General features: G+C 36.2%; 22 protein-coding genes. 1 reads left to right on the top strand and 21 read right to left on the bottom strand.

The window, feature by feature from the left end:
• Positions 1 to 39: 39 nt before the first annotated feature.
• Positions 40 to 1149: a M14 family zinc carboxypeptidase gene (locus OK18_RS18465; protein WP_053328963.1), complete on the bottom strand. Its 1110-nt coding sequence runs from the start codon at positions 1147 to 1149 to the stop codon at positions 40 to 42.
• Positions 1150 to 2056: 907 nt separating this feature from the next.
• Here OK18_RS18465 and OK18_RS18470 point away from each other — a divergent pair.
• Positions 2057 to 2602 (top strand): helix-turn-helix transcriptional regulator, encoded by a 546-nt coding sequence (locus OK18_RS18470; RefSeq protein ID WP_053328964.1) that lies wholly within the window; start codon positions 2057 to 2059, stop codon positions 2600 to 2602.
• Positions 2603 to 2897: 295 nt separating this feature from the next.
• On the opposite strand, the gene OK18_RS18475 is transcribed toward OK18_RS18470, so the two are convergent.
• The 20 genes from OK18_RS18475 to OK18_RS18570 all read right to left on the bottom strand — a co-directional run bounded on the left by OK18_RS18475 (position 2898) and on the right by OK18_RS18570 (position 25447).
• Positions 2898 to 4358: a T9SS type A sorting domain-containing protein gene (locus OK18_RS18475; RefSeq protein ID WP_167336373.1), complete on the bottom strand. Its 1461-nt coding sequence runs from the start codon at positions 4356 to 4358 to the stop codon at positions 2898 to 2900.
• Between the two features lie 576 nt (positions 4359 to 4934).
• Positions 4935 to 6104 (bottom strand): proline dehydrogenase family protein, encoded by a 1170-nt coding sequence (locus tag OK18_RS18480; protein ID WP_053328966.1) that lies wholly within the window; start codon positions 6102 to 6104, stop codon positions 4935 to 4937.
• 65 nt (positions 6105 to 6169) lie between these two features.
• A complete protein-coding gene (locus tag OK18_RS18485) occupies positions 6170 to 7099 on the bottom strand; it encodes a UbiA family prenyltransferase (RefSeq protein WP_053328967.1) in 930 nt (309 codons plus the stop codon).
• A 10-nt stretch (positions 7100 to 7109) separates the two neighbouring features.
• Positions 7110 to 8036: a mevalonate kinase family protein gene (locus OK18_RS18490; RefSeq protein WP_053328968.1), complete on the bottom strand. Its 927-nt coding sequence runs from the start codon at positions 8034 to 8036 to the stop codon at positions 7110 to 7112.
• A 152-nt stretch (positions 8037 to 8188) separates the two neighbouring features.
• On the bottom strand, positions 8189 to 10351 hold the full coding sequence (locus tag OK18_RS18495; RefSeq protein WP_053328969.1) for a M12 family metallo-peptidase: 2163 nt from the start codon (positions 10349 to 10351) through the stop codon (positions 8189 to 8191).
• A gap of 167 nt (positions 10352 to 10518) precedes the next feature.
• Positions 10519 to 12009, bottom strand: a complete 1491-nt coding sequence (locus tag OK18_RS18500) for an MFS transporter (RefSeq protein ID WP_050020855.1) — start codon at positions 12007 to 12009, stop codon at positions 10519 to 10521.
• A 106-nt stretch (positions 12010 to 12115) separates the two neighbouring features.
• Positions 12116 to 13294: an acetyl-CoA C-acyltransferase gene (locus OK18_RS18505; RefSeq protein WP_053328970.1), complete on the bottom strand. Its 1179-nt coding sequence runs from the start codon at positions 13292 to 13294 to the stop codon at positions 12116 to 12118.
• A 57-nt stretch (positions 13295 to 13351) separates the two neighbouring features.
• On the bottom strand, positions 13352 to 13762 hold the full coding sequence (locus OK18_RS18510; RefSeq protein ID WP_156173334.1) for a hypothetical protein: 411 nt from the start codon (positions 13760 to 13762) through the stop codon (positions 13352 to 13354).
• 18 nt (positions 13763 to 13780) lie between these two features.
• The gene (locus OK18_RS18515) at positions 13781 to 14173 is read right to left on the bottom strand and encodes a hypothetical protein (RefSeq protein WP_053328972.1); all 393 of its coding nucleotides are present in this window, start codon (positions 14171 to 14173) and stop codon (positions 13781 to 13783) included.
• A 356-nt stretch (positions 14174 to 14529) separates the two neighbouring features.
• Positions 14530 to 15912: a nucleoside permease gene (locus tag OK18_RS18520; RefSeq protein ID WP_050020851.1), complete on the bottom strand. Its 1383-nt coding sequence runs from the start codon at positions 15910 to 15912 to the stop codon at positions 14530 to 14532.
• Positions 15913 to 15933: 21 nt separating this feature from the next.
• Positions 15934 to 16533: a bifunctional nuclease family protein gene (locus OK18_RS18525; protein ID WP_050020850.1), complete on the bottom strand. Its 600-nt coding sequence runs from the start codon at positions 16531 to 16533 to the stop codon at positions 15934 to 15936.
• A 179-nt stretch (positions 16534 to 16712) separates the two neighbouring features.
• On the bottom strand, positions 16713 to 17660 hold the full coding sequence (locus tag OK18_RS18530) for an electron transfer flavoprotein subunit alpha/FixB family protein (RefSeq protein ID WP_050020849.1): 948 nt from the start codon (positions 17658 to 17660) through the stop codon (positions 16713 to 16715).
• Positions 17661 to 17699: 39 nt separating this feature from the next.
• The gene (locus OK18_RS18535; RefSeq protein ID WP_050020848.1) at positions 17700 to 18446 is read right to left on the bottom strand and encodes an electron transfer flavoprotein subunit beta/FixA family protein; all 747 of its coding nucleotides are present in this window, start codon (positions 18444 to 18446) and stop codon (positions 17700 to 17702) included.
• Between the two features lie 195 nt (positions 18447 to 18641).
• Positions 18642 to 19349, bottom strand: a complete 708-nt coding sequence (locus OK18_RS18540) for an SDR family oxidoreductase (RefSeq protein ID WP_050020847.1) — start codon at positions 19347 to 19349, stop codon at positions 18642 to 18644.
• 77 nt (positions 19350 to 19426) lie between these two features.
• Entirely contained in the window at positions 19427 to 20314 is an 888-nt protein-coding gene (locus OK18_RS18545) for a T9SS-dependent choice-of-anchor J family protein (protein WP_050020846.1), read from the bottom strand.
• 223 nt (positions 20315 to 20537) lie between these two features.
• Positions 20538 to 21455 (bottom strand): T9SS type A sorting domain-containing protein, encoded by a 918-nt coding sequence (locus OK18_RS18550; RefSeq protein ID WP_053328973.1) that lies wholly within the window; start codon positions 21453 to 21455, stop codon positions 20538 to 20540.
• Between the two features lie 180 nt (positions 21456 to 21635).
• The gene (locus OK18_RS18555) at positions 21636 to 22445 is read right to left on the bottom strand and encodes a T9SS-dependent choice-of-anchor J family protein (protein ID WP_053328974.1); all 810 of its coding nucleotides are present in this window, start codon (positions 22443 to 22445) and stop codon (positions 21636 to 21638) included.
• A gap of 130 nt (positions 22446 to 22575) precedes the next feature.
• The gene (locus OK18_RS18560) at positions 22576 to 23385 is read right to left on the bottom strand and encodes a T9SS-dependent choice-of-anchor J family protein (RefSeq protein ID WP_053328975.1); all 810 of its coding nucleotides are present in this window, start codon (positions 23383 to 23385) and stop codon (positions 22576 to 22578) included.
• Positions 23386 to 23629: 244 nt separating this feature from the next.
• Positions 23630 to 25009, bottom strand: coding sequence for a dipeptidase (locus OK18_RS18565; protein ID WP_053328976.1), 1380 nt, complete (start codon positions 25007 to 25009; stop codon positions 23630 to 23632).
• Positions 25010 to 25171: 162 nt separating this feature from the next.
• On the bottom strand, positions 25172 to 25447 hold the full coding sequence (locus tag OK18_RS18570; RefSeq protein WP_053328977.1) for a hypothetical protein: 276 nt from the start codon (positions 25445 to 25447) through the stop codon (positions 25172 to 25174).
• Positions 25448 to 25525: the final 78 nt, after the last annotated feature.

Genomic DNA, 25525 nt, shown 5'->3' on the forward strand with positions numbered 1-25525 from the left:
GTATAAAAGCAAATGCGGCAATCGGAGATTGCCGCATTTTTAGTCTTCTATCGTAAAATCCATTACCGCATCCAGTTTCGGATATTTCGAGGCAGAAACAAATTTTTTCCCGGTACAGTCTATTTCTTTCCAGCCTTTTCTTTTTTTAACGTCTCCTACTTCCATTACGAAAGGGACAAAAGAAATCTCATCTTTACCTTCTTCTATTACTTCCCTGTACTGAACTGCAATATCCAGGATACATTCATGGTCTGTATTCAGTTTTACATTCCTGTAAATGATATCATAATGGGTTTCTTTATTTTCCGGTATTTCAAGATAGTTTTCCCAGCCTGTAGTATCAGAATTCAGATCACCGATGGCTTTTAAAGCATAATAAAGTGCAATAGTGTAATATTTTCTGGTTCCTTTTCTTGTATAATCATCTACAAAATGCCCGCCTTCAAATAAGATAGTTGGTATGCCTGCTTTTATAAAATTATCTCCGGTGGAAGTCGGATAAAATTCATCAGAATACCTTCCGATCTGATCAGGAATTATTTCTTTTAAATGGTTATATACCCTTCCGATAACTGCCATACATTTTTTCCTGTTTTCAGTAATGGTACGTTCCACATTTTCTGAAGGGGCCAGGAAAGAAAGCGTAGCCGGATGAATCCCGTCAGTGGTAAAAATGGTTCTTTGCTCATGCAGGTTCAGAGCATAGTCATATTTTTTGGCAGCGGCGGTTTGTTTGAGGAATTTAATCTCCTTGCTGGCTTCATTATGAAAATCTCTGTTCAGGTCTATATCAGCTGCATTCAGTCTCGTCCATTTTTCCGATCCGTCGGGATTCAGCATAAAAATAAAGTCTAGGCTGATTTTGCTGAACAAATCCTCTTTTATTTCAAGAGCTTTATCCAGGCTTATTAATAAATCCAGCATTGCATGGGTAGCGTTGGATTCATTTCCGTGCATTTGCGACCAGGCTAATACCTGAATTGTTCCGGTTCCGATACTTAACTTATAAATTGGCTTATTCAAGTATGATGTTCCGATTTCCTGAATATAATCGCTGAGATTCTGCCGTAGGTAAGAAAATAATTTTTCAGGAGAAATATAGCGATTAGAGAAATTAGGGTTTTGAGAATAGATCTGTTCAAAATTCATTTTACAAATTTTACAAGAATCAAATTTAGCCATTTTAAAGCATAAAATATCGATTAACATTTGTAAATAAGAGCAAAAAAGCGAAATTTCTTCGTTTTTACAAAGTTAAATTGGTATTTACAAGAGACTATTGCTTAATCTTCAATTGAAAACAAATAGATAACATTTGTAATTTTATTAAACATCCTGGACTGACATTTTGTCTGTGGATAAAATTGTGGATTGCGAATAATTTAATATAAAATATATAAATATATGTTTATGAGCAAGTTATAAAATTTAACTCAATTACAATAAGAACTCTACTTGAAGTACATTAAAACTAGATTTTATCTATATATTCATTATTTTATTAAACATTAGAAATGTGGAAAACCTTGTATTCTATCTTCTATATACAAATGTAAAACGAATAAAATCCGATAAAAATCCAATTTTCTTTTAATTTTTATAAAATATTGCCTTACCTGAAGATTTATTGTGAAAATATAGATATTTACTCAATTATAAGATTATATAATTCTGTTTATTAGCGCATTACACATTTAATTTACTTTTGTATACATCTTCAGGCAATATTTTTACCTTTAAAAAAGGGTTTTAAAAGAGCTTTATGTGCACAACAGGGAATCAGTACTGTAAATAGCTCTATGAGCATGTTTACATAAGCTTTTCGTGGTTATATTTTAGATTATAGAAGTCAATAGTATTTAATATAGTAATTTCCGCCAAGCAGTTTCTTCTTTTTACAAAACACAATTGTAATTATTCATCAATATCATATAAATCAATAAGTTATATTCATGTTACATTTGTATACAAATATTTATTTCATTTATTTACATTTGTGTTTTGCAGTTGTAAATTTTAATTTTTACATTTGTAAAATAATCAATGGCTTATTTTTATGAGTTTAAATGAAAGAATTTCAAAAGTTATAGAGTATTCCAATCTGACTCCTTCTGAATTTGCAGATGAAATTGATGTACAGCGTTCGTCCATCTCACACATTACTTCGGGAAGAAATAAACCGTCGCTGGAGTTTATCATAAAAATAAAATCCCGGTTCCCGGAGCTTCTATGGGACTGGCTTGTTACAGGAGAAGGGGTAATGCTGAAATCTGAACTTCCTGAGCCTGCCGTCATTCCGGTACAGAATATTGAAGAAGAAGAAAAAACAAAATCTGCTACTCCTCTCCCCGATTTGTTTACCATGATCAATGAAGATGATGAATTTGGGGCTGATGAAACAGAAGATGAAGCTCCCAAGCAAAGTTCCGGAGAATCGTTTATACCGCACCAAAATACAGCCCAGGAAAAAATATCCGATTCTCAGCGATTAGAAAATACTGCTGACCAGATAATCAGCCAAGCCATTGGAAATCAGGAAAATAAAATTAAACGCATCGTTTTATTTTATGAAAACGGAAAATTTGAGAGTTTTGAGCCCTAAAAAAACCTGACCAAGAAACAGTCAGGTTAAAAAATATTTGAAGAAGAAAACTAAAGCTATTGCTTTACTTTGTTTTTATTTACATCTATTCACTCTTACAACAGCTTTAAGCTATCTGAATAGTAATATATCCTTGTCATTTTTATGATTATATCAAATATAAAAATTTAAAGTTAAATCAGCAATAGAATTTATTTTTTTTTAATAATTAATTAATATAATGAGTAAATCCATGCAATTATCATTAATAAACTTAAATAGTCTAACAATAAATAAGTAGCTTATCAATAATACGTTATTGCGAAAGAATCACCTTACGGGAATACGTCTTCCCTGCCTGGGTTTTCAGGGTTACTATATAAACCCCTCCCGGCAGCGTAGCCGGTAAATCAATTGTTTTTGATCTGAATTTTGAATGGTACACCTCTTTTCCGCTGATGTTGCTGATAGAAATTTCCGACTGTTCTAAAAGGATATTCCCATCAAGGTTAATCCTTCCTGTTGTTGGATTGGGTGAAACAGTGAATACTTCTTCAGGCACAGCTGTTTTTAAAGGCAAATTCTTAGGATAAGGATGGCAAAATTCAGCAATTCCATAAGAGCAGGTTAATTCCATAATTTCCTGATCAGTGAGCTTTTTATTATAAATAGCCAATTCATCTAATTTACCCCGGTAAATGTTAATACGGATATTATTAAGAATATTCATGCTTACCGAGTTCCATTCTTGACAATAATCAGTTGGTATTCCGTTTAAGTACAAACATGTTTTATTATTGCTATAAACAAAAACATAATGTTCAAGTCCATTTGATATATGGTTATTGGGATAAGAGTTTGTAGAGTTATTTACTGCTATAAAATTAGAACTTATTTTAAGGTTTCCTCCAAAAGCCAGAATATTTATCATGGGTATACGTTCACCAGGAGGAGTTGGCTGAATCCTATCAGGAAGTGCCCAAAAAGATATCGTGTAATCACCCGTATTAAGTGCCGGAAATACTGGTGGGCTAAATAACTTTATCTCTTTGGTAAGAGATGCTGTACCAAGCCCCTGGTTACAAATCATATTATCCTGATATACAGGAGTAACATCCGGATATCCCGGGTGTACCGGATCAGAATTAAGATCTAACCCGGACACTGCCTCCTCTGTATTTCCGTTAAAAGAATAATAATACACAGGATCAAAGGGAGGAATCCCACATGCGGTAAGATAGTAGCCGTAGTATATCCTCAATCCATCATTCAGACCAAGAATTCCACTTGCTAATGTTATTTTAACACGGTCAAAAGGTTTCTTGGGCACAAGCTCAACAGTCCCCCTATTGGAGCCTTGTGCCAGCTTCAGCATACTGCTGTCAACCTGGGTAGCATCATTGTTAGAAGTATTCCCCATAAATGTCTCTATGGACACACCTCCTAATAACTGAAGGGATAACACTGTATTTCCGGAACCAATACCAATAACTACTTTTGTTATTTTTTTAGTAGTTGCCGGGAAAAACAATGTTTGGCTAATCCTTCCGGACACGCCTAAGGGGAGTATCATAGTAGCATAATCATTCTCATTACTGCCCACCACGTTTTGCCCATTTTGCATAAAGCATAATGCACAAAATCCAGTGATTTGATTGGTTTGGCTGCTTACATACACTTTATCCTGCGCATACGACATTGTACTTAACAGCACAAAGATGATGGCAAATACCACTTTTAAGTGGCTGTGCCCGACTGATAATAAATTAATTTTCATAGTATATAAATTTAATTTGGTTCTATATATATTGCAGAGGGTAAACATCGTTAAAGAACGACATATTGTTATGGCATTTATTTTTACTTCGGAATAATCCGGATATAAATCATTTATACCTGTAATCAATCACAAAACCTTTCGATAAAGTGGATAATATTATTTTTCCCGGATTATGATGTGATATCCGCATTCGGTAATGATGGAGCAAAGTCCATCCCGCGATAATGGGAGGCTGAAAATTCTTATGGAAAATGGCCTTTGGGAAAAGGTTTTCCTGGTAATAGATTCGTTTTCATGTGTTTTTTAAGATATGTTTAATTTTAAACAAATTTAAACATAAAAAGAATATGTTGGTTAAATTATATCCCAAATATTTGAAATAAGTATTAATCTTTTTTGCTACAAAATACTTGTTATTAGGATTTCAGAATTTAACTAATATATAATAGATTGATTATCAACTATTTGTAATTGCAGCAAATATTGCAATTTCCAAAAAAACCATGTAATACATCATAAAAGTTAATTTATCTGCAATACATGGTTTTTACAATTAATAATATAATACCTATATTATTGTTTTTTTCTTCTTTCCAGTTCTTTTTTAATAAGCCCCAGTTCTCTTCCGGTTTGTCCGGCTACAGAGGTATTTTCCTGGGCTCTTCTTGTAAGATATGGTACAACATCCTTTACAGGACCATAGGGAAGGTATTTGGCCACGTTATAGCCTTTATCGGACAAATAGAAAGTAATATTGTCACTCATCCCGTAAAGCTGCCCGAAATAAACGTGAGAATTTCCATTTTCCAGAGATTTGGCCTTCATTTTATCCATAATCAATTCTGAAGAAACCTCATTATGGGTACCGAAGAAAGCCGAAACTTTATCCAGGTGATTCATTACAAAATCAATTCCTGCATTATAATTTTTATCGGAAGCTTCTTTGTTGGGCTGAATCGGATCTTCATATCCTTTTTCTGCTGCTCTGGCTCTTTCCTTTTCCATATAAGCACCCCGAACGATTTTGTAACCGATAAAATAATTTTTTTCCCTCGCCCTCTGAAGGTGTTCTTCCATATATTCCAGTCTCTTGGTTCTGTACATCTGAATGGTATTCCAGACGATAGGTTTCTGCTGGTTATATTTCTCCATCATTTCTTCACAAAGACGGTCAGCTGCGTCCTGCATCCATGTTTCTTCTGCATCTACCATTACTTTTTTATCATTTTCATGGCACAGGCTGCATACCTCATCAAATCTTCTTACCACTCTTTCCCATTCCTCCTTCTGGCTCGTTGTGAGCTCTGCTCCTTTTCCAACCGCTTCATACAGATCAATTCTTCCAAATGCAGTAGGTTTAAATACAATAAAAGGAATTGCCGGATTTCCTACTGAGAATCTTACAATATCCTTAATCTCCTTGCACACTGCATCAAAAGTTTCTTCATCTTCCTTCCCTTCAATAGAATAGTCGAAAATACTTCCAACACCTCTTTTGAAAAGCTGTTTTACGACTTTCATACTTTCTTCGCGGGTTTCTCCTCCGCAGAATTGTTCAAATAAAGTATTCTTCACAATTCCTGTAACGAAAGGAAAGTTATTGTGTACTGTAAAATTAAGGATAGATGTTCCAAGGCTGGTAAGTGCAGGCTGTTCAATCATCTTAAACATCCAGTACGCCTTTCTCAATTGTGCATCTGTCTTGTCTGCAAATGCAACTTTGGTATCATTAAAAATGGGCATTCCTATTTATTAAATTTAGTTTGACAAAGGTACTAATAACCTGAGTTTTTTTAAAGATTTTTTTTTTAGAATTTACTTTCAATTCCGTTCAAAAGCATGGCAATAATTCCTATAAAAACCCAGATGCGTAATATATTCAGTGTCAGGAAATTACTTTTCCTGGAAGAATTGAAAAGAAGATATATACAGAAAATCATAACAAATAACCCTCCTGCAAAATAGTAGGCCATAAAACCGGAAACACCTGTCCTGGTAATAATCTTCATAGAAACAATCATTGTTATAATCAACAGGGCGGTAAGGATAATTTTCGTATTCTTTGTTTTAAAATAGTTCGGAATGGTTGTATATCCGAAAGCTTTGTCTACGCTTTTTGTAAGGGTATCTTTTACAATATCAATACATAGGAGAATCAGGAAAAGAAAAACGGCCATCAGGAATACTTTTTTAGAAAAGGTTTCATAATAGACCATCATTCCGAAGAAAGGATATAGGGTAAGACTAACGAATGTAAGATTATTGACAATTAAAACCCTGCTCAGCTTATGACTGTATAACCACATAAAAAACTGGTACACAACGAAAAAAATGAAAACATTATGAGAAATCAGCCATGCCACTCCCAGGGAAATAAAGCTCAGCCCAAGATAGGCATATAAAAAATATTTTTGTTTGATAAAGCTTTGGATTCTTGTCCTGAACGGTTTCACAACATGATCTTTTTCCAGATCGTAAAACTGGTTGATAATTCCTCCGGCTAAAATGGTGAGAACCGTACAGAAAATAATGCCGTGTACTTTAAAATCAAAGACAAAGTTCCTGAATGATTCATCCTGATTAAACAGGAAAAAAGTGGAAACATAAAGGGCAAACGTTAATAAAGCTGCTACAAAAAAGCGTGCTCCGAGCAGAAAGCCCACGAATTGTGAAAATCTGTAATATAGAGATTTAGAGATATCATTTTTTGATTGGAAAGTTTCTTTTTCAGAATTCATTCCAGTCTGTTTAAAATCTGTAAATCACCTCTTTTTGGAAGCCCTCAAGCATTTTTTCTGCTTTTTCATAATCTTTGGTGAAACCCAGGATATAGCCGCCTCCACCGCTTCCGCAGAGTTTTAAATAGTAAGCATTGGAATCCAGTCCTTTTTTCCAGATATTGAAAATACTCTCTGGAATCATAGGACGGAAGTGTTCATAAGCCCAATGAGAAAGCTTTTTTAAGTTTCTGAAGAAAGGATTCATATCTTTTTTCAGGAAAGATTCTATACATGCGTTATTGTAACGGATAAATTCTTCTTTCAATGTTTTCCGGAACCCTTCTGTCTTCATTTTTTCAAAGAAAATCTGAATCATTGGTCCTGTCTCTCCCGTCATTCCGGAATCAATCAGGAAAATAGCGCCTTTTCCTTCTTCTCCGTCCGGAATAGAAACCCTGTCGAGGTTTTCTTTATTTTCGATAAGAATAGGCAGGTTCATATAGCAAATCAAAGGATCCATTCCGGAACTTTTACCATGGAAATAGCTTTCCATTTCTCCGAAAACGGCTTTTAATTTTTTAAGATTATCTTTGGATATATTCTCAGGATTTAGTTTGCTGACCGAATATTTTTCAAAAATTGCTGCAACCAGAGCCCCGGAGCTTCCTACTCCATATCCCTGGGGAATATTGGAATCAAAGAAAAGTCCGTTTGCAATATCTTTTTTGAAGCTCTCAATATCCAATGTAAAATCATCGGAAAGATTAAGCGTCATGAGAAAATCTGAATATTTCTGCAGGTGCCTGTTGGATGTAAGCTCAAACTCTGAGCTCAAATCTGAAAATTTTAAAGTTCCCTTATAGAAGCTGTAAGGTACTACAAGCCCCTGGGAATCTTCAATCATTCCGTATTCTCCAAACAGGATTATTTTTGCATAAAATAAAGGATTGGTCATATCGACAATAAATCTTTTTGCAAAGTTAAAATTATTCCGCTGAATATAAGCAAAATTCAGACCGAATTAGTATCTGTTTGCCATATTTCTTCTAACTACTGTTAAAAAACAAAAAAACCTGAAAAATATCAGGCTTTTTTATCAATTTTAAGTTATTGTTTGATCAGCTTTTTATGGACTGTCTGCTTTACCGTTTCTATAGTGATGACATAGTTTCCGGTCTGAATAGATGAAAGATTGATTTCTTCTTTTTTCCCTTTCAGAGAAGGGTTTGCCATTACCAGTCTTCCCGATTCATCATAGATTTTATAGGACTTCAATGGATCACCGGCTGTGATAACCATCAGGTTTTTCGCAGGATTGGGATAGATATTAATGGAACTGTTTTTTACATTAAGATCTTCCACTGCCAAAACACTGCAGGAGAAACTGGCATTCCATCCATTAGCAGTTACGCCTCCATCTGAAGTAAATTTCACAGTTATAGCTCCTGAAGGATTTGTCGATGTGAACGGACCAGGAATTGTGGTTCCTGTCAGGTTATTTCCATTGGCAAATACAGGTGATGCTGTAGAGGGGCCATTATATACAGACATGAAATCATAATCTTGTTCCAGATCAAATGCTGTAAATGCCATGGTCATGGAAGAGCCGGAAGCGGGATAAAATGTCTTAATAAGTTCTTCATTATCCTTATATTCACCGGTTGGTCCGCCTGTATCTGTAAACGGAATTCCATCACACCAGGCACCATCCGTCAGAAAGAGTCTCGATAGCTGAAAAGCATTCGGGCCACTACAATTAGTTCCAAGATTTAGAATATAATAAGTAGCAGGCTGGAGATTGGTAAAACTGAAAGCCTGTGTGCTGGTATTCCCTGAAGATATTACGGTTCCTCCAGGGCTGGAAAGTCTGTATTTCCAGGATGTTGAAATGGCATCTGTGAAAGTAACATTGGCCGCAGTCTGGGTGATATCTGAAATATTGATATTGGTAATTGAAGTCGGACATGATGTGGTGCAATTAGTACCCAGGCATCCTTTAGAATCAACTGTATTTCTGATCAATGTCCCCGGTTGTATTCCAAATCCATTGGCAAAGTTAATCCCTACACTGCTTACAAGGTGGCAGTAGCTCATAATGGTACCACCACCGGCAGGAGGAAGTGGCGCAGTACATCCTTCATTATTTCCTGCGGCAGGCCCACAGCCATCAATTGCTGTATTGTTTCCGTTCCAGAAACAAGCGTGGGTATGGGGTGAACCTAAATTATGTCCAATCTCGTGTGTCATAGCTTCAATATTCCAGGAGTATGTAGGGACATTCTGATAGGTGAAGTTAACTCCGCAATACGAGTATCTCGAATTAGTACATAAGCTATTGACAAAGGCAATACTTGTTGTGGCAGGATTCCTTAATAATTGTGCCAAATCACCATTAAAGTTAGTACGGGTATTTTTATACTGATTAAGAATAGCGCTTGGTGATCCCGAATAAGGATCGGTAGTCGTCCATACAAAAACTTCACTTAGTGCTACATTAATATCATCATTGGTATACAGTGTTGATACATTATTATGCATAGCGGTAACCCAATTGGTGGTAGTGGTTACATTGCTTCCATTTTGTGTATAAGGACCAAAGCCTGCTTCATAAAAAATCCTGACACAGTTATCTGTTTTCTTCTTATTTACATTGTTGGGATTAAAAGAGGATCTTTGAACCTGATTCTCTTTAAGTCCGTCTGCACCACAAACAAATGGATTGGTACCTGTCAATTTGGCGTCCGAATAACTGACAAAATCTTCAGTATCTTTAACCTTTCCGATGACGATATTGCCTAGTTCCAAGGTAGAAGCCACTCCTATGATATCATTATTAAAGAAGCTGAAGGCTACGATAGAAGTATTATCTCCTTTTACAATTCCCTGATAATAAACACCTGGTGTGTAGTTTACAGTGTTCCCTTTGTCTGTAACCACTTTAAAATCTTTAGTAAAAAACTGATTTTTGTACATTTCAACAGTGATCTTCCGTCCTCCGTCATAAGGAAAAGTAATTTCGAGGAAATCAGGTTTTTCATTGATCAACCTTTTCAGTTCAGCAGCTTGCAGGGACATGACTGTGATATCTGTTGCTGCACGTTTGTATTCAGTCAGCTTATTTGCGTCTTTATTGACTTCAAATAACTGATAGCCTTTAAGTTCTATTTTACCATTATGATATTCAGAAACTTTCTGAGCAACCGGTCTTAGTTTTTGTGAAAATCCTAAGACAAAACATTGCAGCATGAAAAGCAGTATAATTTTTTTCATAGTATATTTTTTTTATAAATAAACAAAAAAAATCACAATATAATGAAAAACAGATATTAATTAAAGTAATTATTAAAATGTATATTAATTAAATAAGGTAAAACCTGAAAATAAAAAAATTGATTCGCAGAAATAAAAAAAGACGTTAAAAATAACGTCTTTAATTTTTATAAGGTTTCCCTATCTTTTCTCATTTTTACCTTCAGGAACCGGATCAATATCAATCCTGCACCGAAAAATACAGTCATTGATAAGGCTGCAATTCTCATATTATTGAAATGCTCAATCAATGTAGCAAAAATAAATGTACCGATAATGATGGCTATCTTCTCCAGTACATCATAAAAACTGAAATAAGTGGTATTCTCCATGGAGTCTTCCGGAAGTAATTTTGAATACGTGGATCTTGACATAGCCTGAAGCCCTCCCATTACCAAACCTACTACTGCAGCCACCCCATAAAACTGGTATTCCACCGTAGGGTTTTCCTTGTTCAGGAAATAGGCCCATAAACAAGCTATTATCCATAATACAATGGCAATTGAAATCACATTCCTGTTGCCAATCCTTTTAGATAGTCTTGAGAAGATAACTGCTCCTATAATGGCTTCAATCTGAATGACCAAAAGTGTTCCGATCAGCTTATCCTGGGCAAGATTGATTTCGCTTTTCCCGAATAAAGTGGCCATCAGGAAAATAGTCTGCATCCCCACACTGTAAAAGAAGAAACTCGATAAAAAGAATTTCAGGTTCCTATCCCTGAAAAGTAAATTACCTACCTTGAAGAGTTCATGAAAGCTTTCTTTAGCAATATCCAGATAAAAGCTCATATTATCTTTTAACACTTCAAAAAAGCCCCCCTGTTCTTCATGCTTCTTGAAGATATTCTTATAGTTCAGGAGAACCAGGTCTTTAGGTAATTTATCTTTTACATTACCAAATTGTGGCAGATGTTTAAAAGTATATTGTGAGAAACCGAACCACCATGCCCCGGTCAGTAAAAAACTAATCCTGGTGAATAACAATTGCTGTGCTGCTCCTTTGGCAAAAACCTGGATTAGCACCAGACAGATTACCACCAACACCACAGAGCCGATATATCCGTATACATAGCCTTTTGCAGACAATGCATCCTGTTTATCCGGCGTGGCAATATCAGGTAAAAATGAATTGTAAAAAACCAGACTTCCCCAAAATCCTACACTTGCCGTAATACTGAAAAGAAGCCCTAAAAATACGTTATGCATTCCTGTAAACATTGCTAATCCCATGCATGAGGTAGCACCCAGATAACAAAAGAACTGCAAGAATGATTTTTTGTTTCCTATGGTATCGGCCAGAGAGGATAAAAACGGAGAAAGCAATACCACGATAAAGAATGAAATGGTTAATGAATATCCATATACAGCATCCGGCTGGTATTCTTCACCAAAGATTCTGATCATATGCCTCACCGGAACGTCAATCCATGTTTTGGTTTCCGCTACATATTCTTTCTTTTCATACGCTGTGGTAAGGATGGAATAATAAATAGGGAAAATAGTAGAGGTAATGACCAGGGAATACACGGAGTTTGCCCAGTCATATACAGCCCAGGCCTTCATAATCTTCGGATTATTTTTTATGTTTTTAGGCTGTCGATTCTCAGTTTCAGACATTTCAAATAAATATTAGTAGCACAAAAATAAAAAAACCATTAAGAAATGGATAAGTTTTTAAAAAAATTATCTATTCCTTAATGGCAATATATTATTAAACAATGTATTACATATTCTCAATCACGATAGCGGAAGCTCCTCCACCACCGTTGCAGATTGCTGCTGCACCATATTTGGCATTGTTTTGCTTTAATACATTGATCAATGTAACGATGATTCTCGAGCCTGAACTTCCCAGAGGATGTCCTAATGCAACTGCCCCTCCGTTTACATTTACTTTAGAAGCGTCTAATCCTAAGATTTTGTTGTTTGCCAGGCCTACTACAGAGAAAGCTTCATTAAATTCAAAAAAGTCGATATCAGAAATCTCCAGGCCTGCTTTTTTAAGGGCAATAGGCAATGCCTTTGCAGGAGCCGTTGTAAAGTTTTCAGATTCCTGAGCTGCATCAGCATAGGAAATGATTTTGGCTAAAGGCTTCAATCCTAATTCTTCCATTTTTTCTTTGGAAACAAGGATCAGGGCAGATGCTCCATCATTTAAAGTAGAGGCATTAGCTGCCGTTACTGTTCCTTCTTCTTTTTTGAAAACTGTAGGAAGAGTTGCAATCCTGTCAAAGTTTACCGCTTTATACTCTTCATCTTCTGCAAAAATTACAGGTTCTCCTTTTCTTTGTGGAATAGAAACAGGAACCACTTCTTCGGCAAATTTACCTTCGCTCCAGGCCTTTGCAGACCTCTTATAAGATTCTATGGCAAAATTATCCTGGTCTTCCCTTGTAATAGTATAGTCGACAGCACATTTTTCTGCACATACCCCCATGTGGACTTTATTGTAAACATCGGTAAGGCCGTCCAGTACCATTCCGTCCTGCATTTTGATATCGCCCAGCTTTGTAGCTACTCTTGCATTATAATAGTGTGGAACCATAGACATATTTTCCATACCTCCTGCTACGATTATTTCGGCATCACCTGCTTTAATTGCCTGGGCTGCCATTGTTACGGCTTTCATACCTGAAGCACAAACTTTATTTACGGTAGTAGACGGTGTATTGATTGAAAGGCCTGCTCCTAAAGCCACCTGACGTGCCGGTGCCTGGCCTTCTCCTGCCTGCAGTACATTTCCCATATAGATTTCCTGAACCTTCTCAGGATCAAGACCAATTTTATCTAATGCTCCTTTTACAGCAACAGACCCAAGTTTAGTAGCCGGAACTGTTGACAAGCTTCCCATAAAACTCCCCATTGGGGTTCTTACTGCGGAAACAATGAATACTTCTTTCATGTGTATAATTTTTATTTTAGTCAAAATGAAACCGGGGTTTCATCTTCAATTTTAGATTTATTTTACCTTTACATATACCACATCAAATTGGGTATTTTCAATTTTAGATTGTATTTTCAGAAAATTATCCTGGGTTTCAATCACTTTATTATTGAAAACATCTCCTATCTGTGCAGGATCATTTTTATCGGATTTTTCCATAACAATTGATTTATAATTGCAGTCATCCACAAAAACCAATGTAGATTTGATATAATCTTTCCCGTTATTAAAATATTCCGTTTGAACGTTATCTTTGATGGTCATATACCATATTCCTTCAGGATAATTGGCACGCAAGAATTTACCTTCCCTTATGTTGGCACACTTAGCCGGATTATCAGGTTTTTTCATTTCGGTTTGCTGAGCCTTCACTTGGGAGGCGGTCATCACCAGTATTCCTATTGAAAAGATTTTTAAAAAATTCATATATCTTTACATCCTTTTTTATTTATTTTTATCATTTCCTTTAGCAGCTACAATCATCAGGAAAGCACCTAAAAATTCTACGCCCCATCCCCATTTTAGTTTAACAATTCCTGCCATGCTTTCTCTCCAGGATTTAAAAGGCAAAAAGCTGAAATAGTCTAATGATTGTACTTTAACCGCCACCAATGTGAACCCGAATAAAAAGACAAGCAGGAAACCGAAGAGTCTCACCATTCTGACATTTCCGTTTACAATTCCAAAAACTGCACATGCTGCAAGAATCCAGCATGTTATTGCTAAATAATGGTCCAGTTTCCAGTAGTTCCAGTTTCCGATAACAGGTATATGCACCAGAGGCAAAAAACTGCCTGCAACTACTAATATCAATCCTAATAACTGAATATTCTTCATATTTACTAAAGTGCCAAAATACAAAAAAAAACACACTTTTAATCCGTGTATTTTAAAAAGAAATTTTTCTACCCAAACGCTTGTTAGCCATAAAAAAAATACTATAAATTTATCTAATAAATAAAAAAAATGGCAAATTATTACTTAATTGAAAATCAGAATTAATCCTTTTACCCCGGTATTAAGTCCATATTTTTATTGAGCAAAGACACATTATTAGGGCAGGGTAAAAATCTTTGAATAAACAGATTACCAGATGAACTGCCCCGTATTTTTTGAAAAGATTAGCTTAGACATAAAAAAATTGCACTTTTTTTCAAAAGTGCAATTTAATATTTAAATAATACCGGAGTACATTAATGTTTTACCGAAGAAACATCTTCCGGATTATGTTTATGCCTGAATAATACTGCAAAAAAGAGGGCCAGCACCAATGCATAAATGGCAAAGGAAAGCCATATCTGATGCCAGTCTTTTACCATCACCACCGAAGAAAGTGTTCCATCGGAATTTACCATAGCATTAAAGCTTGTTTTCAGGATTTCCAGGAATGTAGGGTTATCTGGTGTAGTTTCTAAATAAGCGGATAAATCTGAAGCAGTAGTAAATTTATGGGTAAAGAATTTATCAATAGCCCAACCTGCTATATAGCTTCCGAAAACCGCCCCGAATCCATTGGTCATCATCATAAATAACCCTTGTGCGGAAGAACGGATATTTTTATCTGTTGTTGTCTCTACGAAAAGCGATCCGGAAATATTAAAGAAGTCAAAAGCCATCCCATATACAATACACGAAAGAATGATTAAAGACAGACCAAATCCTTCCGGGACACCATAAGCAAAAAATCCAAATCTTAATACCCATGCCAGCATAGACATCAGCATTACTTTTTTTATTCCGAATTTTTTCAGGAAGAAAGGGATTGCCAGAATAAACAGGGTTTCAGATACCTGGGAAATAGACATAATGATCGTAGATCTCTGTACTACAAATGAATCAGCATATTTGGGAAACTGTGCAAATTCACTTAAAAAGACGTCACCATAAGCATTGGTCAGCTGAAGTGCTGCTCCTAAAAGCATCGAAAATAAGAAGAATAACGCCATCTTATAGTTTCCAAAAAGCTTGAACGCGTTTAATCCTAATTGTTCTGATAGTGGGGCGTCTTTATCAATTAACTTTTGTGGAGGACATTTAGGCAATGTGAGGGCGTAAATTCCCAGGAATATAGCTACAGCACCCCCGATGTAAAATTGTCCTTCTGTTGCCTTGTTTCCACTAAGGTTGGTAATCCACATGGCTACAATAAAGCCTATGGTTCCCCACACACGAATTGGCGGAAAATCCTTTACCACATCCATATTATTGTTTTTCAGGATTGTGTATGAGATCGAATTGGCAAGAGCAATAGTCGGCATATAGAAACACATGGCAACAAGCATTATCGAAAAGAAAGAATTGGGATCTGCAGAATGGGGTAATATGAAAAGAATAACTCCATAAAGGATATGTAAAACTGAAAATATACGCTCAGCGTTTACCCAACGGTCGGCGATAATTCCAGTGATGGTTGGCATAAAAATGGAGGCAATTCCCATGGTTCCGAAAACAGCTCCAAACTGTGTTCCTTCCCAGTGTTTAGTACCAAACCAGAAGTTTGCCATCGTAATCAGCCATGCTCCCCACACAAAAAACTGGAGAAAACTGAGGATGGTCAGTCGTAATTTTAAATTCATAGTTTATATAAAAAGTATCTCTTAGTCAATTTTCTTTTTCCTCCTCTTGATTTCTTCCTGAATTTCAAGGGCAGTATCGTAGTCTTCCTCTTTAACGGCTTCATCAAGCAGTTTCTGAAGTTCTTCCATGGAAAGGGATTTCAGGCTGTCTTCCGTTTGTATGGTTTCTGAGAAAGATTGTTCTTCTTTTGAAACATCTTCCAGTTCCAGTAAAATTCCTGCTTCATTCAAAACCTGCTGTGTAGTGAAAATAGGGGCATCAAATCTTACGGCCATAGCAACAGCATCGGAAGTTCTTGCATCAAGAATAAGCTCTTCTTCCGTAATCTTATTTTTAAAATTGATATTTGAAAAGAAAACACCGTCTACAATCTGATAAATGATTACAGAAATCAATTCATAGTTAGCAGAAACTATAAATTTTGTAAATAAATCATGAGTAAGAGGACGAGGGGGATGGATATCTTTTTCCAGTCCGAGAGAGATAGACTGAGCTTCGAAATTTCCTATAACAACAGGTAATTTTATATGTGTTTCCTCATGCTCCAGTAGCAATGCGTACGCTCCTGATTGTGTCTGGCTGTACGATATTCCGCGAATAATTAGCTGCTTATAATCCATAATTGCAAATATAGATTAATTTTTTATAGTGATTTTACTTTTTCACACAAAAATAAAAGCCCGGAAAGCCGAGCTTTTATTGTGCTGTATATGATTTGTCAATAGCAACAGTTAATTTATCTTTGCAAGTAATTCATTAAGAATTGATAAGCTAAAGTAACTGATTATTGACAATGTTCTTATCCTTTTATTGCTTTGATTTTCTCCGTTAAAGCCGGAATAATCTGGAAGGCATCTCCTACTACTCCGTAATCGGCAGACTTGAAGAATGGTGCTTCAGCGTCGTTGTTGATCACTACAATAGTTTTGGAAGAGTTCACACCGGCAAGGTGCTGAATAGCTCCGGAAATCCCTACTGCAATGTAAAGGTTAGGTGAAATCGCTTTACCGGTTTGTCCCACGTGTTCTGTGTGAGGTCTCCATCCGATATCGGAAACAGGCTTGGAACATGCTGTAGCTGCTCCTAAAACGTTGGCCAATTCTTCAATCATTCCCCAGTTTTCCGGTCCTTTCATACCTCTTCCTGCGGAAACCACAATTTCAGCTTCCTTAAGGTCTAACTTTCCTGAACTTTGCTCATGCGAGATTACTTTAGTATCTTCATTTGCCACCGAAAGATTCTTGATTTCTTCTGAGCCGGATACTGCATTTTCCTTTACTCCGAAGGCATTTTGAGAAACAGTAATAATAACTCCGTTTCCTTCAGCTTTTGCATGCATAAATCCTTTTCCTGAGAATGCTTTTCTTTTTACCTGGAAAGGAGAAAGACTTTCAGGAGCTTCCAGAACATTGGTGATTAATGAGTAATTCTTCATTACGGCAAGCATTGGAGCAATAGAAGAAGCATCGGTAGTGTGTGGAAAAACAATGATATTTCCATCCGCTACTTCACTTACTGCCTGAGCAAATGCTTTTGCTGAAAAGTTTTTAAGGCCCTCGTCTTTGATATTAATCACGTTTGATGCTCCATACTTGTATAATAAGTCTGAAGAATCAGTAGGGTTTATAGAAATTGCCGTAACGGTATCCCCGGCTTTGTCTGCAACAGCTTTAGCATAAGAAACTGCTTCAAAAGCTGCTTTTTTGTAAACTCCGTTTATATTTTCTGCGTATACGAATACTGCCATTTTTTTACATTTAAAGATTAAAAATTCAAGAATAAAAGATTAGATTACTTTTGCTTCTTCGTGAAGTAATCTTACCAATTCATCAAGATTGTCCGGAGAAACCATTTTTACAGCAGCTCTTGGTGGAACGCTGTCATAAGATACTCCCTGAACTTTCACTTCGGAAGATGCAGGCTCTACCACTTGTAAAGGTTTTGTTCTTGCAGACATAATTCCTCTCATATTTGGAATGATAAGATCTTTTTCATCTACCAGTCCTTTCTGACCAGCAATCACCGCCGGTAATTTTACAGAAATCGTCTCTTTTCCTCCTTCAATTTCTCTCACTGCAGTAGCTTCACTTCCATTAACATCCAGGCCTACTGAAGCATTTACGAAAGGCTGGTTCAATAGCTGAGCCACCATTCCCGGAACGGAACCTCCGTTATAGTCAATTGATTCTTTACCGCAAAGGATAAGATCATAACCACCATTCTGAGCTACAGCTGCAATTTCTTTTGCTGTAGAATAGCTATCTTTCGGATCAAGGTTTACTCTTACCGCATCATTGGCACCAATGGCCAAAGCTTTTCTGATTACCGGTTCTGTGGCAGCATCCCCTACGTTTATTACCGTCACAGTAGCTCCCTGGGATTCCTGAAGTTTAACCGCTTTTGTCAACGCAAATTCATCTAACGGATTGATTACCCACTGAATTCCGTTTTTGTCGAAAGCAGATTTATCTGCTGTAAAGTTAATTTTTGAAGTAGTGTCCGGAACACTACTAATACAAACTAATATTTTCATATGTTGTTCTTAATTTTTTATCTGGTATAGGTAACCTTATGGTTTCATGTGTACTGTTTTATTTTTCTCTTTCAGCATAAAATTCATAAGGTTCATGCAGAGATTTTGGTTGTTTTAATTTTTGCTAATATAAATAAAAAATATATTATGCATGCATAATACTTATTAAATTATTATTCAATACATTAAATGTATTTACTGAGCAGGTTTCATTGCCCTGAACTCTATTTTACTAGGCAAAACACGCGGATTCATCTTTAAAATATCCAACACCAGTTCTCCCATATCCTGCGGCTGGATCTTCCAGCTGTCTTTTTCTGAAGGAACATTTCCATTAAAATGGGTAGCCACAGATCCCGGCATAATGACCGTAGATTTGATATTATATTTCCTTAAATCAATCATTGCGGCCTGGGTAAAGCCTACTACCCCGAATTTTGATGCATTATAGCCGGTCCCGTTTTCAAAAAAATTGGCTCCTGCCAGACTGGAAATGGTAATATAGTATCCCTGTGTCTTTTTTAATTCTTCCACAGAAGCTTTTAAGGTGTAAAAAACACCGGTAAGGTTTGTTTCTATCATGTCATTCCATTCTGCAGCACTCAGTTCATCCACAGGCTTAAATATGCCTAATCCAGCATTAGCTATAACATAATCCAACCTTCCGAATTTTTCCCGTATATATTGTACGGCTTCCTGTTCGCTTTCAAGGCTTCTTACATCAGAAACAATTCCCAGCACATCTGCTGAATATTTTCTGAGGTCCTGCTCTGCTTTCAGTACATCTTCTCTTCTTCGCCCTGAAAATGCCACTGATATTCCATTTCCAAGCAATACTTTCGCAATTCCGAAACCTATTCCTTTGGTTCCGCCTGTTATATAAGCTACTTTCTTTTCAGACATAGGTAAAATTTTAATTCTCTAAAATAACAAAAACGCTCCAATTGGAGCGCTATTGTGATACTAAGATTTATCAGTACTTATTTTTTTATAAACTTCTCAGTTATTTTTCCTTCTTTTGTTTCAATATTAATGATATAACTTCCCGGATTAAGATTTTTTACATCTACTTTTTCATTATTCAGAATAGCATTGATTTTTCTTCCGCTTATATCAAAAATCTCTATATTGTTTATTTTTTCTTTAGCGTAAATCGTAAGAATATCCGACACAGGGTTAGGATAAACGGCAGCTGCAGAAACCTTCTTCGAAACTTCAGAAGTAGCCAGTGTTCCTGTTGTTGTTACCTTGAAATCATCCACTGCAAATCCGAACTGATCCTGAGAGATGCACTGAATAGCAATATAAACATTTTGTCCACTATAGGTATCCAGATTATAAGTATATTGATGCCATGCCGAATCTGCAGGTGAAGATACCGGATTGGCGCTGACTAAAGTAAAACTACCTGTTGCTGTATTGGTTGTAGACACCAGAACTTTAAATTTTTCATTTCCATAGGTAGAATCACAAGACTTAGCCCAAAAAGTAAGCACATTTCCTGAAGATCCAAGTTGTATTTGTGGTGAGATCATCCAGTCATTATTCCACGGAATAGAGGAAGAAGCAAAAGCAACCATCATTTTAGAACCTGTTCTAGCCGTCCAGTTTGATGTTGCTGTTGAAGTCATCGGAGGGGTTGTTGCCGTTGAATTGAAAACCTGGAATGACTTTGCTACTCCTGAGTTTAAAAAAGAAATCCCTGTGAACCCGTATGTAGTTTTCAAATCAGCGTCCGTTAGGGTCCAATTTCCCACATTACTAATTGCAAAATTAGTATACGTTTCAAAACTGTCTTCAAAAATTGTAGTTTGTGCATTTAAAGAATATAAACCTAAAAAGGCACTTAATAGTAAATATTTCTTCATGATTATCATTTTTAGTTCTCTATAAAAGTAATTATTTTTATTCAATTAACCAAATTATAATCAATTCAATATCAAAACATTATAATAAAAACATATTTACTAAGTTATCTGGAAAATTACAACAAGGTAGACAATCTATAAATTCAACTTTTGAGAGTAAAAAAATCTATAAAATAAATTTTTAACATTAAAAAAATTGACAGAAAACAACAATATGATTTTTTTATTTTTTTATAAATTTTTCTGTAAAATTCTGGTTGTCAGTCTTTACACTTATCAGATATACACCCGGAGTCAGTCCTCTTATATCCAAAACATCCTTATTCAATATTACATTTACCTCTTTTCCGGCAGCCTCATATATTCTTATCTTTCCTATTGCTTGTGAAGAATTTATTTTTATAAAATCCGATGCCGGATTGGGTGATAATGAAAATAAACTGCTTTTGGGAGCCGCGTCTTTTACAGCCAATACCATTTCGGTATTAATCTTAATCTGGTCAATATATGCCGATCCCACCGCATTATTATGCACAAAACGTAATTGATCAATAGCTGAATAGTTAACGGCCGGGCTTTGATAAATCAAAACATCATTCAGATAATACCGGATATCCGCAGAAGTTCCTACCACTTTAAGCCTGTTCCATACATTGGGTGACCATGAAGCTGTAGCAGAAACCAGGGCCGGTACCCCGGAAGTAGTACTTAAAACCTTTATAATACCTGTTTTATCAAAATCTACCCTGACAACAAACTGATCATCAATACTGTTTACCCCCTGAAATCCAAAAACAGAACCGCCCAGTTGTGATATATTGATATCAAATGAAACGGAAAACCCGGCAGAAGCAAAAGGTGCAGGCAGGTTATAAAAACCTCCGATAACAGGGTCTGTTTGTGTGCCATACACAGGCTCTTTGACAATTTTTAAGGCACTGTACCCATCACTGGCTTTGTCCGTTGTAATCGTCTGATTTTCCACATGGGCAGGCATTCCTCCTGTCGGGGTACTGATCCACCCTGCTTGTCCCTGGATATCGCCTGATATAAAACCTTCCATGCTTTCAAAAGAAATAGTCTGTTGTGCAAAAGAAAGAACTGAAAATAAGGCACATGCTATTGAGTAGTATTTTTTCATAGTAAAGTGAAGTTTTTGTATTAAAAATATAAACTTTCCATGAAAAGTAAAGTAACCTGCAACAAATAATAATAAAGCTTTGCTTTCAATAGCTTAAGCAGAAAAAGTTCATTTTTCTGTTCCATTAAGCCAGATAAGGCATAAAAAAACGCTCCGGATTGAAGCGTTTGGAAAGAACTTTTATTTCTTTATCAGTTTTTGGGAATATGTTTCATTTCCACTGGTTATTTTAATCAGATATGTTCCTGGTTGCAGATTCCTGACATCTATACGGCTTCCACTGTATTGCGCATCCATTTTTCTACCTGTCATATCAAAAATTTCCGCATGGGTAATTTTTGATTTGGATTTCAGATACACATACTCTGAAGCAGGATTGGGATAAATTCCAACCCCTGAAGTAGAATTGGTTTCTACTGTTCCAAGCATAGCTCCCTCTGTCACTTTAATATTATCCAGCCCAAGTAGCATCCCTTCGTCAGAGGTTGGATTAAACTGCCTGAAGTAAATATTTACCTTCTGACCTGCAAAAGCTGACAGATTAACCATCCTTGGAACTGCCATATTCCCGGTTGATATATTTTCCTCGAGTACCGGGGTTTCTGTTCCTGTAAATGCCATATTGCTTGGAAGTGCATATACCGCATAATGATTATCCGGAGGGTTTACAAGGGTAAAATTAACAGCTGCTATCATAAACTCCAGTGAATAGGCATTTCCTTGCACAAGGTTTATTTCCGGAGATATCAAAAGATGGTCAGCCGTTGTCGAAGTTGATGCAACTGCTACAACATTCCCGGAAAAGCCGGGAATATTGGAAGGGAATGTTGTCCAGTCATAATCATCATTACCATCCCTGTCTTCTGAAATCCAGTTAGCAGGCAAATTGGGAGCACTGACAGAGTCAAAAGTCTCTTCAAAAATAACCGTTTGAGCATTAAAGTGTAACCCCGCACCTAATAATGCCGTAAAAAATAATGTTTTTTTCATAAAAATGTGTTTTAAGATTAATATGCAAGCAAATAATAAATAATCAGTTTATTAAGAGTAAAATCTCAATCTTCCTTTCATTAAAGCTAGATAAGTTTGAAAATACTTCCAATAATACATTTAGAGAATGTTACTTCCTTATCAGTTTTTGAGAATACGTTTCATTTCCACTGGTTATTTTTATCAGATATGTTCCTGGTTGGAGATTCCTGACATCTATACGGCTTCCACTGTATTGCGCATCCATTCTTCTGCCTGTCATATCAAAAATTTCCGCATGGGTAATTTTTGATTTGGATTTCAGATACACATATTCTGAAGCAGGATTGGGATAAATTCCAACCCCTGAAGTAGAATTGGTTTCTACTGTTCCAAGCATTGATTGTTGGGTAACACGGACAGTGTCAACTATTAAAACTCCTTGTTGTGGAAAATTATATTGCCTGAAATAAATTGTAACGCTCTGCCCCGCATAGCTTGATAAATCAATAGTTTTCAGCATTGCTATATCACCAGTAGCGATGCCTTCTTCCAGGACAGGAGTCTCTGTACCCATAAATGTGCTTGTACTGGGGAGTATATAAACAGCATAATAATTATCGGCTGGATAAAAGCCCCCGAGTGTCCATGTTCCAATTAAAAACGATAAAGAGTAAGTATTTCCTGCTTGTAAATTAACCGGTGGAGATACCAACAGATGATCAGATGTTGGAGTTGATCCAGTTACAGCAACCTTCCCCGAAAATCCCAGTGGATCAGTAAAAGAAGAAGCGTCTGCCCCTTCCCATTTTTGCCCATCTCCATCTCTATCGATCGTTATCCAACCGGAAGGCAAGCCAGGTTGCGATAGCGACTCAAAAGTCTCTTCAAAAATAACAGTTTGAGCATTAAAGGACAAAACCGCACCTAATAATGCTGTAAAAAATAATGTTTTTTTCATAAAATGTGTGTTAAGATTAAGTAATATCTAATCAATTATTATACTGCATCTTACATCCAAATTTATTTAACTTTCAGATCAAAACAAATCCTTTGTGAATAAAAATCAAAATACTTTTAAAAAAAGGAAGATTGAGGCGTTTAAAAAGATTTTTTTTCATTATTTGGTCAGTTATAACAAAAAAACAAGGTGTTTCAATATTGAAACACCTTGTTTTGTATAATATACTGTATAAAATCAATAATTATTTTGAATAATTTTCAAAAAATAATGGAATACTTTCGATTCCCTTATAGAAGTTAAATAAACCATAATGCTCGTTTGGAGAATGGATAGCGTCAGAATCCAATCCGAAGCCCATTAATACTGATTTAGCACCTAAAACTTTCTCAAACATAGCTGTAATAGGAATACTTCCTCCGCTTCTATAAGGTAGCACCTCTTTACCAAAGGCTGTTTCCATTGCCTGTTTAGCGGCCAGGAATTCTTTAGTATCGCTCTGCAACACGTAAGGCATTCCTCCGTGGTGAGGAGTTACTTTTACCTTTACGGTATCCGGCGCTATTTTTTCAAAATATTTTGTGAATTTCTCTGTAATTTCTTCCGGAGTCTGATAGGGAACAAGACGCATGGAAATTTTAGCAAAAGCCTTGGAAGGAATCACTGTTTTAGCTCCTTCCCCTGTATATCCACCCCAGATACCATTACAGTCTAAAGTAGGGCGAATTGAAGCTCTTTCCAGGGTTGTATATCCTTTTTCACCTTCTACTCCGCTCAATCCGATAGATTTCTTGAACTCTTCAGGGTTGTCCTTCAGTTTGTTCATTTCAGCCCTGTCGGAATCAGATACGATTTCAACATTATCATAGAAGCCATCAATGGTAATATGCCCATCTTCATCAATTAGCTTGGCAATCATTCTGGAAAGAACATGAATCGGGTTAGGAACAGCACCTCCGTAAAGTCCTGAATGAAGATCCCTGTTTGGGCCTTCCACTTCTACTTCCACATAGCTCAACCCTCTTAATCCTGTTGTTACTGTAGGCTGTTCATTGCTGTAAATATGAGTATCTGAGATCAGAATACAATCACAAGATAATTTTTCCTTATTTTCATTAACGAAATCTCCCAGACTAACGGAGCCTACTTCTTCTTCCCCCTCCAAAATAAACTTCACATTGCATGGAAGGGTATTGGTTTTCATCATCGCTTCAAAAGCTTTCAGATGCATAAAGAACTGTCCTTTATCGTCAGCAGCTCCTCTTGCAAAAATAGCACCGTCAGGATGCAATTCAGTTTTTTCAATATACGGTTCAAAAGGTGGCTTTCTCCATAATTCCAGCGGATCTGCAGGCTGCACATCATAATGTCCATATATCAGTACCGTTGGTAAGCTTTTATCTATAATTTTCTCTCCAAAAACGATAGGATACCCTTTAGTTTTGCAGATTTCAACATGGTCTGCTCCTGCATTTCTAAGGTGTTCCGCGCATACATCTGCACATTTCAGCACGTCATTTTTATAAGCCGGATCTGCAGAAATAGAAGGAATTCTCAATAACTCAAATAATTCATCCACGAAACGCTGCTTGTTTTCGTTGATGTAATTTAATGTCTCTTGCATTGTAAAATTTTGTTTGGTTAAAATTAAAAAAAATGCACCGCTGGACCAAGTAAAAACAGGATTTTCTAAGAAAAGATTATTTCTGATGATTCACCCGGCAGTCATTTCATAAAACAAAAAATGCCCTGCAAAAACAGGGCATCAGAGATCTTATAGTCATAATTAGTGTTCAGCTTTTGGAGCTTTTTCAGCTTCAGCAGGCTTCGCAGCAGCGGCAGTACTGTCAGTTTTAGGAGCTACAGCTTCAGGCTTTGCGGCTTCTTCTTTGTGCTCAGCAGTAGCCTCATGTCCTCCATGGGCTTCCCCACCCTGAGCATCATCAGAATATCTTTCTACTCCTTCTTCCAGTTTCAAAGTACCTCTATTCCCTCCTGCTGCTACTTTTTTACAACTTACTGCTACCGTTGCAATGGCTAAACATATAACTAATTTTTTCATATGTAAATTTTTAATTTTTAAAGTTCATATGGAATCGCCCTGTATTAATTATTGAAACAGTTGACGATTTCATACTAA

This window comes from Chryseobacterium gallinarum, from assembly GCF_001021975.1.
Taxonomy (GTDB): domain Bacteria; phylum Bacteroidota; class Bacteroidia; order Flavobacteriales; family Weeksellaceae; genus Chryseobacterium; species Chryseobacterium gallinarum.

What these genes read in the sequence shown, in the direction of transcription:
- OK18_RS18465 (WP_053328963.1), bottom strand. Translation starts at nt 1,149, where the DNA reads ATGAATTTTGAACAGATCTATTCTCAAAACCCTAATTTCTCTAATCGC.
- OK18_RS18470 (WP_053328964.1), top strand. Translation starts at nt 2,057, where the DNA reads ATGAGTTTAAATGAAAGAATTTCAAAAGTTATAGAGTATTCCAATCTG.
- OK18_RS18475 (WP_167336373.1), bottom strand. Translation starts at nt 4,358, where the DNA reads ATGAAAATTAATTTATTATCAGTCGGGCACAGCCACTTAAAAGTGGTA.
- OK18_RS18480 (WP_053328966.1), bottom strand. Translation starts at nt 6,104, where the DNA reads ATGCCCATTTTTAATGATACCAAAGTTGCATTTGCAGACAAGACAGAT.
- OK18_RS18485 (WP_053328967.1), bottom strand. Translation starts at nt 7,099, where the DNA reads ATGAATTCTGAAAAAGAAACTTTCCAATCAAAAAATGATATCTCTAAA.
- OK18_RS18490 (WP_053328968.1), bottom strand. Translation starts at nt 8,036, where the DNA reads ATGACCAATCCTTTATTTTATGCAAAAATAATCCTGTTTGGAGAATAC.
- OK18_RS18495 (WP_053328969.1), bottom strand. Translation starts at nt 10,351, where the DNA reads ATGAAAAAAATTATACTGCTTTTCATGCTGCAATGTTTTGTCTTAGGA.
- OK18_RS18500 (WP_050020855.1), bottom strand. Translation starts at nt 12,009, where the DNA reads ATGTCTGAAACTGAGAATCGACAGCCTAAAAACATAAAAAATAATCCG.
- OK18_RS18505 (WP_053328970.1), bottom strand. Translation starts at nt 13,294, where the DNA reads ATGAAAGAAGTATTCATTGTTTCCGCAGTAAGAACCCCAATGGGGAGT.
- OK18_RS18510 (WP_156173334.1), bottom strand. Translation starts at nt 13,762, where the DNA reads ATGAATTTTTTAAAAATCTTTTCAATAGGAATACTGGTGATGACCGCC.
- OK18_RS18515 (WP_053328972.1), bottom strand. Translation starts at nt 14,173, where the DNA reads ATGAAGAATATTCAGTTATTAGGATTGATATTAGTAGTTGCAGGCAGT.
- OK18_RS18520 (WP_050020851.1), bottom strand. Translation starts at nt 15,912, where the DNA reads ATGAATTTAAAATTACGACTGACCATCCTCAGTTTTCTCCAGTTTTTT.
- OK18_RS18525 (WP_050020850.1), bottom strand. Translation starts at nt 16,533, where the DNA reads ATGGATTATAAGCAGCTAATTATTCGCGGAATATCGTACAGCCAGACA.
- OK18_RS18530 (WP_050020849.1), bottom strand. Translation starts at nt 17,660, where the DNA reads ATGGCAGTATTCGTATACGCAGAAAATATAAACGGAGTTTACAAAAAA.
- OK18_RS18535 (WP_050020848.1), bottom strand. Translation starts at nt 18,446, where the DNA reads ATGAAAATATTAGTTTGTATTAGTAGTGTTCCGGACACTACTTCAAAA.
- OK18_RS18540 (WP_050020847.1), bottom strand. Translation starts at nt 19,349, where the DNA reads ATGTCTGAAAAGAAAGTAGCTTATATAACAGGCGGAACCAAAGGAATA.
- OK18_RS18545 (WP_050020846.1), bottom strand. Translation starts at nt 20,314, where the DNA reads ATGAAGAAATATTTACTATTAAGTGCCTTTTTAGGTTTATATTCTTTA.
- OK18_RS18550 (WP_053328973.1), bottom strand. Translation starts at nt 21,455, where the DNA reads ATGAAAAAATACTACTCAATAGCATGTGCCTTATTTTCAGTTCTTTCT.
- OK18_RS18555 (WP_053328974.1), bottom strand. Translation starts at nt 22,445, where the DNA reads ATGAAAAAAACATTATTTTTTACGGCATTATTAGGTGCGGGGTTACAC.
- OK18_RS18560 (WP_053328975.1), bottom strand. Translation starts at nt 23,385, where the DNA reads ATGAAAAAAACATTATTTTTTACAGCATTATTAGGTGCGGTTTTGTCC.
- OK18_RS18565 (WP_053328976.1), bottom strand. Translation starts at nt 25,009, where the DNA reads ATGCAAGAGACATTAAATTACATCAACGAAAACAAGCAGCGTTTCGTG.
- OK18_RS18570 (WP_053328977.1), bottom strand. Translation starts at nt 25,447, where the DNA reads ATGAAAAAATTAGTTATATGTTTAGCCATTGCAACGGTAGCAGTAAGT.